Below are 16195 nucleotides of genomic sequence, written 5' to 3' on the forward strand. Positions count from 1 at the left end.
ATTATAGATTCTTACTGATGACCATTCTCTGTATTTCGCTGGTACCCTCATAAATTTCAGTTACCTTTGCATCCCTGAAATAGCGTTCGACCGGATATTCCGTTGTATATCCATAGCCTCCGAACACTTGGACTGCTTCAATCGCCACATCGACAGCCGTCCTCGAAGCGAATAGCTTAGCCATTGCCGCCTCTTTACCGCAATTCAATCCCTGCGAGCGTAAATAAGCCGCCCGATAGACCAGTAGCCTTGAAGCTTCTATGCCCGTTGCCATTTCGGCCAGTTTGAAACCAATTCCTTGTTGTTGCGCAATAGGTTTGCCGAATTGCACCCTGCCTTTTGCATATTGGACAGCATGTTCCATGGCACCCTCAGCAATTCCCAGCGCTTGAGCGGCAATCCCGATCCTTCCAGCGTCCAAGTTGGCCATTGCGATCTTAAAGCCTTCACCTTCTTTGCCAAGGAGATTGGCTGTAGGGACTTTCATATCCTCGAACGTTACCTGTACGGTGCTTGAGCCATGAAGGCCCATTTTACGTTCATCTTTACCGATGATTAAGCCTGGCGTCCCTTTTTCTACGACAAAAGCGGAGATTCCCTTGCTTCCCTTCTGAGGGTCGGTTGAAGCAAAAACAATAAACACATCCGCTTCCCCGCCATTGGTGATAAAAACCTTGGACCCATTTATTCGATATTCTCCGCCTTCCTTGACTGCCACTGCCTTCGATTTCAAACTCGCAGCATCGGAACCTGAGCTTTGCTCAGTCAAGCAAAAGGCGCCTAAATATTTACCAGCAGCTAACTTAGGCACATACTTTCGCTTCTGCTCTTCCGTTCCAAAATAAACGATTGGATTTGTTCCAACAGAAGTATGAACGGACAGTATGACACCGAGAGTGGGACTTACTTTGGAAATCTCATTGATGGCAATGATATAAGACATGAAATCCATACCCGAGCCACCGTATTCTTCTGAAATCGGAATTCCCATCAAACCAAGCTCACCCATTTTTTTCAGAATCGCTTTTGGAAACACGCCTGTTTCCATTGCCTCGATATGAGGAGTGATCTCATTCTCCGCAAAAGCGCTTACCATTTTCCGCATCATTTCCTGTTCTTCTGTAAACTTGAAATCCATCCTTCATCCCTCCATAGCTGCACATCTTTCCATGATTAGTTATATTCGTAAAAGCCACGTCCTGATTTCTTGCCTAGCCACCCAGCTTTTACATATTTCCTTAACAGCGGACACGGTCGGTATTTATCGTCTCCCAGCCCTTGGTGAAGGGTTTCCATTATATACAAGCATGTGTCTAGCCCAATGAAGTCAGCTAGCGTAAGCGGGCCCATCGGATGGTTCATTCCCATTTTCATTACGTCGTCGATCGCCTCTTTAGTAGCGACGCCCTCATATAGTGTATAGATGGCCTCATTGATCATCGGCATTAAAATCCGATTAGCTACAAAACCTGGAAAATCATTGACTTCCACCGGTACCTTGTTCAAGGATTCAGCCATCTTTTCAACTTCTTTATAAACTTCATCCGATGTAGCAAGGCCTCGAATGATCTCAACCAGCTTCATGACCGGAACGGGGTTCATAAAGTGCATGCCAATTACCTTTTCCGGCCTTTTCGTGGCAGCGGCTATCTCGGTAATCGGAAGCGAAGAAGTATTTGATGCAAGAATGACGTGTTGCGGTGTGATTTCATCCAACTCGGCGAATATTTTTGTTTTTATTTCCATGTTTTCCACCGCAGCTTCAATCACTAAATCTACCGCAGCCGCATTTTTCAAATTAGTCGATGAAGTCAACCGGGAAAGGATTGCATCTTTCTCCCCGGATTCCATTTTCCCTTTTTCAACCTGCCGGGAAAGGTTCTTGGTAATTGTCCCTAACCCCTTTTCTACATATTCATCTTTTAAATCGTGTAAAAGAACTTCATAACCGCTCATTGCACAGACCTGGGCAATGCCAGATCCCATCTGTCCCGCACCAATGACCATCACCTTTTGAATGCCCATGAAAATCCCCCCTCATTTATCTATGAAACTATTATCCTTGCTTAGGCACTTCAATTAAAATGGCATCTCCCTGACCGCCGCCACTGCAGATCGCTGCGATGCCCAATCCCCCTCCGCGGCGTTTCAGTTCATGCATCAGCGTAATGATGATGCGGGCACCACTTGCCCCGATTGGGTGACCTAATGCTACAGCCCCTCCGTTTACATTCACTTTTCCCGGCGCGATGTTGGAAATTTTCCCACTGGCCAGTGCAACCGCTGCAAATGCTTCGTTCACTTCAAGCAAATCAATTTCCTCTATCGATTTACCTGTCTTCTTCAGGAGCTCATTTATGACCAAACCTGGCGTTTTAGGGAAGTCCTTTGCTTCCACTGCCACTTCTGCATGAGCTAAAATATAGGCAAAAGGCGTTTTCCCTTCTTTTTCCGCACGTTCCTCACTCATCAGTACGAGTGCACCTGCCCCATCATTGACACCTGGTGCATTACCTGCCGTAATGGTCCCCTCATTATTGAAAGCTGGACCTAATTTAGCTAACTTACCGGCAGATGTATCTTTTCTTGGCGCTTCATCATGTTCGATGGTAATTGGTTCGCCTTTTCGTACCGGCACCTGTACGGAAATGATTTCTTCTGCAAGAATACCGCCATCGATTGCCTTTATCGCCTTTTGATGACTCTCGTAAGCCCAGCTATCTTGTTCCTCACGGGTGATTTCAAGATCATCGGCAGTACTGTTTCCGTAAGTCCCCATATGGACGCCCGTAAAACTGCAGCTAAGTCCATCCGAAATCATCGTATCCTTCAGTTCCCCATCACCCATCCTTAGGCCCCACCTTGCTTTCGGAAGGATATAAGGCGCATTGCTCATCGATTCCATTCCGCCGGCAACAATGATTTCCTCTTCACCTAAGCGAATGATCTGATCAGCCAATGTGACACTGCGAAGTCCTGATGCGCATACTTTATTAATGGTTTCCGTTTTCACTTCCCAAGGCAATCCAGCATGACGGGCTGCCTGGCGGGACGGTATTTGGCCTTGTCCTGCTTGAAGCACATTCCCCATGATGACCTCGTCTACTTGGCTGCCTACAATCCCTGCCCGAACAAGTGCCTCTTTGATTGCTATTCCACCAAGTTGTGATGCCGTCAAACTGCTAAGGCCACCGCCAAATTTACCAAAAGGTGTTCTCACACCGCTAATAATCACTGTTTTCGCCATCATTATTTCCCCCTATAAGTAACATTGATTGAACGCTCGCTCAATTTGGAGTTAAAAAAATAGTGTTGTAAGCGCTTAATAATATATTATATTACACATTTTTCTCAAAAATGAAAATATTTAGTTTATAAATATTTGAAAATATTGCCTGCTTCCATTTGATCCAACCCATTTGGTAGAAGCAGGCAATTCCATTTTAAATTAAGAGGCAATCGATTTATTTTCACCAATGACCGCTTTTTCTAGTAGTTCAGCTACATCATACGTTTTAACATTTTCCTCAACTTCTTTTGCTTTCGTCCCATCAGAAAGCATGGTCAGGCAATAAGGACACCCTGAACTGATCACTGTTGGACTGACGGCTAGCGCTTGTTCGGTACGGGCCACATTAATGCGGTTTCCTGTTTCCTCTTCCATCCACATCAAACCGCCTCCAGCTCCACAGCACATACCCTTCTCTCGGTTACGCTCCATCTCAATAAGTTTCACACCATCAATGGATTGCAAGATTTCACGCGGCGGGCTGTAAACTTCATTGTACCTTCCCAAGTAACAGGAATCATGAAATGTAATCGTCTCATTCACCGGGTACTGAGGCACCAACCTGCCTTCACTGACAAGTTTGGCTAACAGTTCAGTATGGTGATACACTTCCGCTTCCAAGCCAAAATCCGGATACTCATTCTTAAAGATATTGTATGCATGCGGATCGATCGTCACGATTTTCTTAATTTCATTCTTCTGGAACTCTTCTATATTTTTCATTGCAAGCTCCTGAAAGACAAACTCATTACCCAATCGACGGGGAGTATCCCCTGAGTTTTTCTCCTTATTTCCGAGAATTGCAAATTTGACGCCCGCTTCATTCAATAATTTAGCAAAGGAAAGGGCAATCTTCTGGCTACGGTTATCGTACGATCCCATTGAACCTACCCAGAATAAATACTCGAATTCTTCGTCTGCCTTATTTAATTCCTTTACGGTAGGGACACTGACATCTTCCCGAAGGCTTCGCCAATCTTCCCTCTCTTTACGGTTCAGTCCCCACGGGTTTCCTTGACGCTCAATATTCGTCATGGCACGTTGCGCATCAGGATCAAGTCTGCCCTCTGTCAACACTAGATAACGGCGCATATCGATGATTTTGTCGACATGTTCATTCATTACCGGGCATTGATCTTCACAATTCCGGCATGTGGTACAAGCCCAAAGCTCTTCTTCCGTAATGACTTCGCCAATCAGGCTCGGGCTGTAAGCCTCGGTTGCTGCAGCAGATTCCTGCGCCCCCTGCGCGGCACCAGCCAAAGCTATCTTATTTCCCTTCGTATTTCCAAAAACAAAAGATGGCACCCATGGCTGCTTCGTTGTAACGGCAGCGCCTGTATTTGTTAAATGGTCACGCATCTTGATTATGATATCCATCGGTGACAGCATTTTACCGGTACCTGTAGCCGGGCACATATTCGTACAGCGCCCGCACTCCACACAGGCATAGAGGTCCACCATTTGGTACTGCGTCAAATCTTCGATATATTTGGCACCGTAATATTGATTGCCTTCTTTGTCGAAAACCTCTTCTTCCAAATCAACCGGTTTCAATTTCCCCGGATTGTCCAGTCGATTCAGGAATACATTTATCGGACCGGCAATCAAGTGAGCATGCTTAGATTGCGGGATATAAACAAGGAAAGATAATATGATCAGTAAATGCAGCCACCAAGCTACATAAAAAACGACTGTTGCCGCTGTTGTCCCCATCCAGCCGAATAGGAAAGCGATGCTTGATGCGACTGGCTCTGACCAAGTCGCATCGTGCCCATGCCAGATCATTCCCATTCCATTCCCCAGTAATACGGTGATCATGATACCGGTGATGAAGATGACAACCAAACCTGCTTTGAAATCCCTTTTCAAGCGAACGAGCTTTTCGACATAACGGCGGTATGCCGCCCATAGGATTGCAACAAGAACGGTAAGCGTCACAATCTCCTGGAAGAAAGTAAAGGCCGGATAAACAGGGCCAAACGGTAAATGCCACCCCGGTCTTAAGCCTTTAACGAAAAAGTCAAGTGCACCAAATTGCACTAAGATGAAACCATAAAATAACATGGCATGAATGATCCCGCTCTTTTTATCTTTAAAGAGCTTCTTCTGTCCAAATACATAAACCCCGATTTTAACAAGACGATCTTTCACACGGTTATCGAATTCCACTTTTTTGCCAAGTTTTATATAAGCTATACGGGTCTTTATCAAGTAGACAAACAAACCGGCGGCGTAAGCGGTTACAAGCAGGAATGCAACTAAGTTGATCCACAGTAAACCATTCATTTCCATGCAGTCTTTCCCCCTCTTTAGTAAATTGCAAATGCCAAGTACCATTTTGGGAAATTTGGCATTTTTCTGAAATTTAATTAATTCCATTATATAATGAATGAGCATTCAGTCAACTTTTTTCTTTCTAAAACTATTTAATTTTTCTGGACCTTAATTATATAATTCGACAATTTCGTGTATTACCCTTCTGCATTCTAAAAAAATGAGGACCCTCTCCCCGCTTTTTAATGGTTACTAACAGGGAATTAGAGCCAAACTAAATATAATCATTTAGGGGGGATTTTTTTGAAGATAATCACTACGATTGCCTCTATATTTTTATTGATCTTCTCTTGGTGCTGGGTTGATCTTAAGGTAGGGCATAAGCGTTATTTGAAGCACGCAGCCAACATAAAATATCCGCCTCGGAACAGCGACATGACTGTATTCACATCAGGGAAAATCCTGTTTGATGATTACTTGAAGGAAGTAAAGCAAGCTAAGGACTCCATCCATATCCTTTTTTATATTGTAAAAAATGATAAATTCAGCAAGGACTTTTTGAAGTTACTGCAGTCAAAAGCGAAAGAGGGCGTGGAAGTGCGGCTTTTAGCCGATTGGGTAGGAAGTAAAGGGATGTCCCGCCAAGTCATTCAGGAACTAACTAAAAGCGGCGTTCATTTTTCTTTCAGCTTTAAACCGAAACTCCCCTTCCTTTTCTATACAATACAAAAAAGAAATCACCGTAAGATCACGGTGATAGATGGAAAAATCGGCTATCTTGGCGGCTTTAATATCGGTAAGGAGTATATAAACCAAGGGGAGAAGCTAAACCCGTGGAGAGATTACCATTTAAAAATGACCGGGGAAGGTGTAAAGGACCTTCAGGAAGTCTTCCTCTCGGATTGGTTCTATGATACAAACGAGGATTACAGAGGAACGCCTGCCTATTTCCCGACATTGACACCCGGGACGCAGGCACAGCAATTTGTCGTCACGAATGGCAGTGATCTTGAACAGTCACTTACACACATAATTCGGCAAGCCACTAAAAAAATCATTATCGGGACCCCATATTTCATTCCCAGTGAAACTTTATTTCAAGAATTAAGGGAAGCACTTGCACGCAATGTTTCCCTTACGATCATCGTACCTGAAATTTCAGACCATGCCCTTGTCAAGGAAGCTTCTTTTCCCTATTTCCGGGTACTAATAAAAGAAGGGGCTGAAATCATGCAATTTCAAAGAGGGTTCTACCATTCTAAAGTGATTCTGATTGATGATATAATGTGTGATATCGGTACGGCTAATTTTGATAAACGCAGTTGTTTTTTAAATAGTGAAATCAATTGCATCGTATTTGACCGGACATTCATAGAAGATGTAGAAAAGGAGTTGGCAGTGGACCTAGCCGAATCCAAGCCGCTAAACGGGGACGAGATTTCCAACATGAATGTAGTCCGTTCAGCAAAAGAATCGCTAGCTGCCATCCTTTCTCCTTTTCTTTGACATCCCGTTGCTCAAGGAGAAAAATATAATGAAAATAAGATTTGGATTCGTATCCAATGCCACCTGTTTATGGGAAGCTTCTCCGGCTAAGACACTTACTTACAAGCGATATAGCTCACTTGGCGCGGAAAAAGGAATGAAAAAACTCCTGGATGTGACAAGGCAGAACATTGAAAATACCTTAAGGGTCCTTCAATATAACACGGCACACCAAATAGAAATATACCGGATGTCCAGTTCCATTGTTCCTTTAGCCACACATCCCGAAATAGAATGGGATTTCGTTACACCTTTTAAAAAAGAGTGGAAACAGCTTGGCGATTGGGCCACTGCACACAAGATGAGGATCAGCTTTCATCCCAATCAGTTTACGCTGTTTACCAGCCTTAAGCCCGGGATTACACAAAATGCCGTAAAAGATATGGAGTTCCATTATAAAATGCTTGATGCAATGGGCATTGCGGACACCTCTTTCATCAATATCCATGTCGGTGGGGCCTATGGTGATAAAGAGTCCGCCCTTGTAAGGGTTCATGACAACCTTAAATCGCTGCCTATGCACGTCAAGGAAAGAATGACTTTTGAGAATGATGATAAAACCTATACAGCATCTGAAACCCTGAGCGTATGTAAGAGGGAAGGCATCCCACTTGTATTCGATTACCACCATCATCTAGCAAACCTTTCAGATGAACCGCTAAACGAGCTGCTCACCGAGGTGTTCACCACTTGGAGGCAAGCAGGAGCGATACCAAAGATTCATATTTCATCCCCAAAATCGGCAGGTGAATTTCGCTCGCATGCAGATTATATTGATTTGGACTTCATCATGCCCCTTTTTAAAGTGCTTAAGGAGCTTGGACAGGACGTCGATTTCATGATCGAAGCCAAGATGAAGGATCGGGCAATGTTGCAGCTGATTGAAGATATAGCTAAGGTTCGTGGTGTAAAAAGGGTGAGCGGCGGTGCCGTCGAGTGCTAATTAACCTAAAAAAAAGCGGCTTGTTTCGTTAGAAACAGCCGCTTTTTCCATTACATTTTTTCCGGTGCCGAAACCCCGATTATAGCTAATGCATTCTTTAAAGTAATTTGGACGGATTTGACCAGTCCTAAACGCGCCTTACTTCTTTCCATCTTTTCAACATCCAAAACCTTATCTGCATTGTAGAAACTGTGGAATGTAGAAGCCAGGTCGAATATATAATTCGTCATGCGGTGAGGCATCCGTTTTTCGGCTGCTTCCGCAATTGCCTGCGGGAAATCTCCTAATTTCTTCAAAAGCTCCACTTCTTTTTCAGTAGCTAGGGCAGAGAAATCAGTGACGCCTTCATAGCTGATCCCTTGTTCCACACCTTGGCGTAAAATGCTGGAAATCCGGGCATGGGCATACTGTGCATAATAAACCGGGTTTTCATTGGACTGCGATACCGCAAGATCCAAATCGAAATCCATGTGAGTATCCGCACTTCTCATCGCAAAGAAATAACGGGTTGCATCCAGACCTACTTCATCAATAAGGTCACGCATCGTAACTGCTTTACCGGTACGCTTACTCATCTTCATTTTCTCGCCATCCTTGTACAGGTGAACAAGCTGGATGATTTCCACTTCAAGCTGCTCGCGTTTGTACCCTAATGCTTCGATCGCCGCTTTCATACGCGGTATATAGCCGTGGTGGTCTGCACCCCAGATATTGATCAGCGTTTCAAAGCCGCGCTCCAATTTATTACGGTGATAGGCAATATCCGGTGTCAGATATGTGTAAGACCCATCCTGCTTAATAAGCACCCGGTCTTTATCATCGCCTAGTTCCGTAGAGCGGAACCATGTAGCCCCATCTTCCTCGTAAACATGGCCCCTGTCCCTTAACACTTTGAGTGCCTCATCAATTTTACCGTCTTGATATAGAGATGTTTCGGAGTACCATACATCGAATCCGACACGGAAATTACCCAAGTCCGTTTTCAGTTTTTCCATTTCATATTTCAAGCCGTACTCACGGAAAAATTCAAAACGTTCCTTTTCATCGGCATTTACATATTTATCTCCATATTCACTGGCAAGCGTCTTACCGATGCCAATGATATCTTCGCCATGATAACCGCCCTCCGGCATATCCTTTTCGAGGCCAAGTGCCTGGAAATAGCGGGCTTCTATGGAAATGGCCAAATTATTAATTTGGTTTCCTGCGTCATTGATATAGTATTCACGTGAAACATCATAACCTGCTTTAGAGAGGATATTACATAACGTATCACCTACTGCTGCACCACGGGCATGCCCAAGGTGAAGATCACCGGTCGGGTTCGCTGAAACGAACTCCACTTGGATTTTTTCGCCTTTACCAAAGTCACTTTCCCCATATGCTTCATCCACTTTCAAAATGACAGGGACCAATTCTGTCAAATAGGAATTATTCATGTAGAAGTTGATGAAACCAGGTCCTGCAATCTCGATTTTTTCGATGGATGCTTTTGAGTTGTCAAAGTTTTCGATGATTGCCTCTGCTATCATCTTTGGCGCTTTCTTTGCAATCTTCGTTAATTGCATGGCCATATTCGTGGAATAATCTCCGTGTGTCTTATCTCTCGGCAGTTCCAATACAACATTTGGAATCTGCTCTTCCGTTGCTAAACCAGCTTTAATGACCGCCGCTTTAATCTCTTCTTTCAGTTTTTCCTGTACCTCTTTTACTATATTCATGCGCTATGCTTCCTCCTTGTAGGAAATCGTCATCTCATATTGACCGGGTTCGCTTCCCTGCATATGTAACATATATTTAAGGACAAGTTTCCCTTGTTTGGTCTGTTCATCCCATTGATGATGTATCTTCTTCGCGGTCGTCCGTAATCCTAACCTGCCATATATACTTTCATAATGTCCATTTGTCGCTTCCTGCAGGCGGAAAAGCTGTCTCATTTTAATGGCGCCATTTCTAAGCAGGATCGTTTCATCCGGTTTGTGCTTAATGGTCGTTTGTGTTTGACCGGCTTCATTTTCCTCTTTATATTGCAAATATAAATCTGCACCTTTATACATTTTTGTACCAAATGTCACCAGCTCATACGTTTCCGTTTCTGAGCCGTGCATGATTTTTGTCTGTAAAGTCACTTTAATAGCATGCTTATCTATATCATGAAGAGTCAAAGCTACACTTCCTTCATCATGTCGTTCTTAACTTTATAAGTATAAATATTCTTCAAGGAAGTTTCAACTTGGAGCGGAAAATAAAGTGTAAATCCAAAAGTGTGAGGATAAACTGTCGAAATCATGTTGTTGCAATTCATTTGATTTTAACGCAATAATGACTCATTGGGGCGGAATTATTCAAAAAGGGTCCTTCAGATGTAAAATTCTTTTCCTGAATGGATAAAAAAAGACCATTCCCGCTAAAAAACGGGAACAGTCAAGTCTTCCATCATTAACCTTTTTGAACCCAACCTAGAATCATTTCGCGAATCAGCTTGCTAGCCGTGTTCGCAGTTTGCTCGGATGGATCATAAATCGGTGCCACTTCTACTAAATCGCAGCCGACTACATTAATCTCAGACCGTGCTATCTCATGAATCGAAGCCAAAAGCTCTTTGGAAGTGATGCCTCCACAATCTACGGTGCCTGTCCCTGGCGCATGCGCAGGATCAAGAACATCGATGTCGATCGTCACATATACAGGACGACCAGCTAACTGCGGCAGTACTTCTTTCAGAGGTTCAAGAACTTCAAATTTAGAGATGTGCATGCCATTTTCTTTTGCCCATTGGAATTCTTCCTTCAGACCGGAACGAATGCCGAAAGAGTATACATTTTTCGGGCCGATAAGTTCTGCGGATTTACGGATGATGGACGCATGGGAAAGCGGCTCTCCCTCATAATCCTCACGTAAATCTGTATGGGCATCCATATGGATGATGGCCATATCGGGATACTTTTTGAACATGGCTTTAATGACTGGCCATGTGACAAGATGTTCCCCTCCCATACCCATTGGGAACTTACCTGCATCCAACAAGCTGTCGACAAATTTTTCAATCATATCGATACTGCGCTGCGGATTGCCGAATGGTAATGGAATATCCCCGGCATCAAAGAATTTAACTTCCTCTAATTCACGATCTAAATATGGACTGTATTCTTCCAAACCAATCGAAACTTCACGAATCCGGGTAGGGCCGAATCGAGAACCCGGACGGAAACTTACCGTCCAGTCCATCGGCATGCCGTATAGTACAGCTTCTGATTCCTCAAAAACAGGGTGGCTTTTAATGAATACATTGCCTGAATAGGCTTCATCGAATTTCATGGTCCATGCCTCCCTTATTTCACTAAATCTTGAACGAATTTAGGCAGTACGAAAGCTGCTTTATGAAGTTCTTTTGTATAATATTTCGTTTCTATTTCATGGAAACGGTCTTCAGTCACTTCTAATGGATTATATTTTTTCGACCCGATCGTGAACGCCCAAAGGCCGCTTGGATACGTCGGGATATTCGCTAAATACAGGCTGGTGATCGGGAATATTTCTTTCACATCACGTTGTACATCGCGAATTAAGTCCGCTTTAAACCAAGGGTTGTCGGATTGTGCCACAAAAATTCCGTCTTCTTTCAAAGCTTTGGAAATCCCGGCATAAAAACCTTTTGTGAATAAATTGACAGCAGGTCCGACAGGTTCAGTCGAGTCAACCATGATCACGTCATATTCATTTTCACTTTTGGCGATGTGCATGAAGCCATCCCCAACTTGTACGTCTACACGCGGATCTTCAAGCATGCCTGCAATCTCAGGCAGGAATTTCTTTGAGTATTCGATAACTTTCCCATCGATATCCACCAATGTAGCTTTTTTTACACTTGGGTGTTTTAGGATTTCACGGATAACTCCTCCGTCCCCTCCACCTACAACCAAAACGTTCTCTGGATTAGGATGGGTAAATAAAGGAACATGGGCTACCATTTCATGGTAAACGAACTCATCGCGCTGTGAAGTCATTACCATGTCATCCAGCAATAGCATATTGCCCCACTCTTCCGTTTCAATCATATCAAGCTTTTGAAACTCAGTTTGCTCCGTATGTAAAGTACGATTCACTTTCATCGTAATACCAAAATTCTCTGTTTGTTTTTCAGTAAACCAAATGCTCATTTATTAACGCTCCTTTTCCATTTCATATTGTCAGTCACCTTATAGGTTCCCCAAAATCGGTATAGTCATTAGCTAGAAAAATTATAGACGAATCTAGCAGAATTGCAAGATAAATTTCATAAATGCAGTTCTTATGTTTAAAATTTTCTTTTTTTTCCATAATAGTAATAGATACTAGATTCTTACCTGATAAGAGAGGTGAAAGCAATGGAATTGATTCCAAGCGAACGATTTAAAAGGACAACTAAATATGTACGGGCCTTCATCATCCTTGCCGCAATCGGGCTCACGATACTCTTTGTATTGCTTCTCTCTTTACTGATTTATGCAAAAATATTAGGTCCTCCCCCCTTGGTCGTGCCGCAGTCCACTCTCTATTATAGTGATGATGGAAATGTGATCGGTGAAACAGATAATGGCCAGAAACGTTATTGGGCCGGAATGGAGTCGATTTCGCCACAGCTCATCAAAGCGACTGTCGCCGTTGAGGACCGTCAGTTTTACACTCATAACGGATTTGATATAAAGCGGATCGGCGGTGCCATCCTTGCTGATATTAAGGCAATGTCCAAAGTCCAGGGTGCAAGCACCATTACCCAGCAGTATGCCAGGAACCTGTTTCTTGGGCATGACAAAACGTGGTCGCGTAAGTTTAATGAGGCCTTTTATACGATACGTTTAGAAATGAACTACTCCAAAAAGGAAATTCTAGAAGGCTATTTAAATACGATTTACTATGGCCACGGCGCATATGGAGCCCAAGCTGCAAGTCAATATTACTTTGGCAAGGATGCCAAGGATTTGACTCTTCCTGAAGCGAGCATGCTGGCTGGAATACCAAAAGGGCCGTCAAACTATTCACCATTGGATAACTTTGAAAAAGCGAAATCAAGGCAGAAAGTTGTCCTGAAAGCCATGAAAAACAAAAACTACATTTCAGGAAAAAATATCGCGGAAGCATTGCGAACATCCCTTACATTAAAGGGCGAGCACGGAACGGTCACTAATAAGACCGCTCCCTATTTCCAAGATGCCGTCAAACAAGCTTTAAAGTCTCAGCTTCATTTGGATGACCGGACGATCGAGCTCGGCGGGCTTAGGGTCTATACCACACTGGACGAAACCCAGCAGGATGCTGCCGAAGAGGTTCTTTCCAATACCATACCCAAGTCTTCAGGCATTCAAGCCTCGATTGTGGCAATGGATCCGGATACCGGGGAGGTCCGTGCGCTGGTCGGCGGTAAAGATTATTCCGAGTCACCATTTAATCGGGCTACACAGGCCGTTCGCCAGCCTGGTTCAACCATGAAGCCATTGCTATACTATTCAGCGCTGGAGAACGGTTTCACACCGTCCACCACCTTAAAAAGCGAGACAACTACATTTTCTTTCGATGATGGTCACTCATCCTACACACCGCATAATTATAACCATCAATATGCGGAAGGCGAAATCACGATGGCCCAGGCCATTGCTCTTTCCGATAATATCTTCGCCGTAAAAACGCACTTGTTCCTTGGGGAACAGACATTGGTCGATACGGCGCATCGTTTCGGAATCACGGCCAAGATGGATGCGGTTCCTTCCCTGGCACTCGGTACGTCAGGTGTAAAGGCGATTGAAATGGTGAACGCATATAGCATTCTGGCTAACGGCGGCAAAAAGGTTAAACCCGTGTTTATCAAAAAGGTTGAAAATCAAAAAGGTGAAGTGATTTTTGATGAAAATGAGAAACCGGAACAGATTTTGGATGAGGACAAGGCATTTGTCATGACCCAGATGCTTACAGGTGTTTTCGATGAAACCTTAAATGGCTATACGAAAGTGACCGGTAGCACCATCAGTTCCCAGCTGACCCGCCCATATGCCGGCAAATCAGGCTCCACCCCGACGGATAGCTGGATGATTGGTTACACACCGGGGCTTGTTGCAGGAGTATGGACTGGATATGATCAAGGTAAAAAGATCGAGATCCCTGCTGAAAAAGGCTATGCAAAGAAAATCTGGGCTTCCTATATGGAGAAGGGCCTGCAAGGGAAACCGGCAAAAGCGTTTAAGGAAACCAAAAACGTAATCGGGGTAAACGTGAATCCCGTAAGCGGAAAATTGGCCACAAAGGATTGTCCTGTCTCAAGATTGACTTATTATGTTAAAGGCACCGAGCCTGTCGAATACTGTGCCGAGCACTTTAAGGGTGAGAATCCGAAACATGCCCCAAAAGAAGAAGAACATAAAAAGGCCCCGTGGTACAAAAAAGTCCTAAAACCTTGGGGATAACGAAAAACCCCCGAAGCCGGCAGCGGCTTCGGGGGTTTTTCTGTCCTAGTTCCACAGTGACTAAACTGCTGTCTTTAAGTTTACTGATTTTATCGCTTTCCTACAAGTGCATTTTTCACTAAACTTAACATTTCATCCATTAAACGAGATTCAAACCGTCAATGACTCCTTCAGCTGATCTGAAGAGCGCTCCCACATTCCTGCATCATGATTTTTCAGGAAGTCTGCAAGCACACGCTTTGATTTATCGTCCATGTCCTCGACGATGATTTTTCGTTTCAGCGACTTATCCATCCTGTTGACATGTTCCGGAAGCGATTTGTAACCGCGTCTAATTGACCTGTCGACCGTCATTTCACATGCTGTCACACCTGCATAGTGCGGACCGTTTTGAGTTGCTTCAATGGTCACCCAAACAAGCCAGTAAGGTTTAGCATTCGGGACTTCCTCTTTAGTTTTTAAAAACTTGATCCCTTTTTCCACTGCACTTCTGGCATGCATCGCGCCGATATCGACCTCTGCTTCACCTGCATCCACATCGATGATGACCGGAGAGATATTATCGAGCGTTAAAACCCCTGCTCCATATCCGCCATGACCTTCTGTAGGGTCGTTTTTTATAATATTGAAGCCTACCTTTTTCTTTGGTTGTTCTTCCATGTTTGTATCCCCCTTTATCGTTTGTCATTCCTTATTATTGGTTAAAAAAACAAAAGTGAAAAAAATTGACTCAGGATGCCTCCTACAAATTTAATACCGGTATCCATAATCGGTCTAATTGTATAATCGCTCAGCGGTGTGATGATCAAAATCAAAAAAATCAGGGAGCCATATTGTTCATACTGGGTCATTTTTGCCCGCAAGTCCGCTGAAACAAGATCCTGTACGATCCTATAACCATCGAGCGGCGGCAGCGGTATCAGATTAAATACAAATAAAAGGACATTTAAATTTATGAGTATATTTAAGAAGGGCTCGACGAAAAACGGTAAATCAGGTCCAACGCCTGCTGCAAGCAATCCGTAAAAAATTAAAAAACCCAAAATTGCAACAATCAAATTACTGAACGGACCGGCAAAAGAGACGAGCACTCCTGCCAATTTTGGATTCTTGAAATGAAAACGATTTACCGGTACAGGTCTAGCCCAACCAAATCCGGCTATTAATATCAGCAATGTTCCGATCGGATCCAAATGAGAAATCGGATTCAATGTGACTCTTCCTTCATTCTTTGCAGTCGGGTCACCGAACTTATAGGCCACATAAGCATGGGAAAATTCATGAACCGTAAATGCGATTAACAGTGACACAATGACATATGGAAGCTCTTCCAACCTATAAGCCAAAAACCGTTCTATTTGATCAAAGAATTCCATCGATAGCTTCTCCCCCATTGTTTATTACCGTTAGTATACATCAAAAGTCCAAGAAGTGAAAAAACTCTGACTTCCGTGTCTTGCAATTCTTTTTCCATTGTGAAACACTACAAGATAAGAGAGGAAGGGGGGAAAAGAGATGCCATATGTAACAGTCAAAATGCTTGAAGGCCGTACAGACGAACAAAAAAAGGCTTTAGTCGAAAAGGTGACTGCAGCCGTTACGGAAACAACTGGCGCACCAGCTGAAGCCGTGACGATTTTCATTGAAGAAATGTCAAAAAATCATTTAGCAGTAGCCGGTGTCCGTAAAAGCGATTTATAAGAT

General features: G+C 43.6%; 14 protein-coding genes. 4 read left to right on the top strand and 10 right to left on the bottom strand.

Annotated features, from left to right (window positions below):
• Position 1 precedes the first annotated feature (1 nt).
• The 4 genes from AC3ISB_RS27195 to AC3ISB_RS27210 form a co-directional block, all read right to left on the bottom strand.
• Positions 2–1138 carry an acyl-CoA dehydrogenase gene (locus tag AC3ISB_RS27195; RefSeq protein WP_489275115.1) on the bottom strand — a complete coding sequence of 379 codons (1137 nt, stop codon included), beginning with the start codon at positions 1136–1138 and terminating at the stop codon, positions 2–4.
• 35 nt (positions 1139–1173) lie between these two features.
• A complete protein-coding gene (locus tag AC3ISB_RS27200; protein WP_141992320.1) occupies positions 1174–2025 on the bottom strand; it encodes a 3-hydroxybutyryl-CoA dehydrogenase in 852 nt (283 codons plus the stop codon).
• A gap of 31 nt (positions 2026–2056) precedes the next feature.
• The gene (locus AC3ISB_RS27205; RefSeq protein ID WP_489277036.1) at positions 2057–3247 is read right to left on the bottom strand and encodes an acetyl-CoA C-acetyltransferase; all 1191 of its coding nucleotides are present in this window, start codon (positions 3245–3247) and stop codon (positions 2057–2059) included.
• 201 nt (positions 3248–3448) lie between these two features.
• Positions 3449–5578 (bottom strand): (Fe-S)-binding protein, encoded by a 2130-nt coding sequence (locus AC3ISB_RS27210; RefSeq protein WP_098370337.1) that lies wholly within the window; start codon positions 5576–5578, stop codon positions 3449–3451.
• Between the two features lie 291 nt (positions 5579–5869).
• On the opposite strand from AC3ISB_RS27210, the gene cls reads away from it, so the two are divergent.
• Both cls and uvsE read left to right on the top strand, forming a co-directional pair.
• Positions 5870–7072 (top strand): cardiolipin synthase, encoded by a 1203-nt coding sequence (gene cls / locus AC3ISB_RS27215; protein WP_489275117.1) that lies wholly within the window; start codon positions 5870–5872, stop codon positions 7070–7072.
• Positions 7073–7100: 28 nt separating this feature from the next.
• Positions 7101–8054, top strand: coding sequence for a UV DNA damage repair endonuclease UvsE (gene uvsE / locus AC3ISB_RS27220; protein ID WP_489275119.1), 954 nt, complete (start codon positions 7101–7103; stop codon positions 8052–8054).
• 50 nt (positions 8055–8104) lie between these two features.
• On the opposite strand, the gene argS is transcribed toward uvsE, so the two are convergent.
• The 4 genes from argS to speE all read right to left on the bottom strand — a co-directional run bounded on the left by argS (position 8105) and on the right by speE (position 12214).
• A complete protein-coding gene (argS, locus tag AC3ISB_RS27225; RefSeq protein WP_098370214.1) occupies positions 8105–9775 on the bottom strand; it encodes an arginine--tRNA ligase in 1671 nt (556 codons plus the stop codon).
• Between the two features lie 3 nt (positions 9776–9778).
• Positions 9779–10219 (bottom strand): YwiB family protein, encoded by a 441-nt coding sequence (locus tag AC3ISB_RS27230; protein WP_098370215.1) that lies wholly within the window; start codon positions 10217–10219, stop codon positions 9779–9781.
• A 274-nt stretch (positions 10220–10493) separates the two neighbouring features.
• Positions 10494–11372 (bottom strand): agmatinase, encoded by an 879-nt coding sequence (gene speB, locus AC3ISB_RS27235; protein WP_034315888.1) that lies wholly within the window; start codon positions 11370–11372, stop codon positions 10494–10496.
• Between the two features lie 14 nt (positions 11373–11386).
• Entirely contained in the window at positions 11387–12214 is an 828-nt protein-coding gene (speE, locus tag AC3ISB_RS27240) for a spermidine synthase (RefSeq protein WP_053348438.1), read from the bottom strand.
• 207 nt (positions 12215–12421) lie between these two features.
• Between speE and AC3ISB_RS27245 the strand changes: the two genes are divergently transcribed.
• Positions 12422–14491: a transglycosylase domain-containing protein gene (locus tag AC3ISB_RS27245; protein WP_489275122.1), complete on the top strand. Its 2070-nt coding sequence runs from the start codon at positions 12422–12424 to the stop codon at positions 14489–14491.
• A gap of 150 nt (positions 14492–14641) precedes the next feature.
• Here the strand turns inward: AC3ISB_RS27245 and AC3ISB_RS27250 are convergent, their stop codons facing one another.
• The gene (locus AC3ISB_RS27250; RefSeq protein ID WP_054398584.1) at positions 14642–15151 is read right to left on the bottom strand and encodes a YwhD family protein; all 510 of its coding nucleotides are present in this window, start codon (positions 15149–15151) and stop codon (positions 14642–14644) included.
• Positions 15152–15192: 41 nt separating this feature from the next.
• Positions 15193–15867 (bottom strand): site-2 protease family protein, encoded by a 675-nt coding sequence (locus AC3ISB_RS27255; RefSeq protein ID WP_347940884.1) that lies wholly within the window; start codon positions 15865–15867, stop codon positions 15193–15195.
• Between the two features lie 139 nt (positions 15868–16006).
• Here AC3ISB_RS27255 and thmT point away from each other — a divergent pair, with 139 nt between their 5' ends.
• A complete protein-coding gene (gene thmT / locus AC3ISB_RS27260; protein ID WP_034315897.1) occupies positions 16007–16192 on the top strand; it encodes a 2-hydroxymuconate tautomerase in 186 nt (61 codons plus the stop codon).
• The last annotated feature ends 3 nt before the right edge of the window (positions 16193–16195 follow it).

Source organism: Peribacillus sp. GL_122 (genome assembly GCF_057835005.1).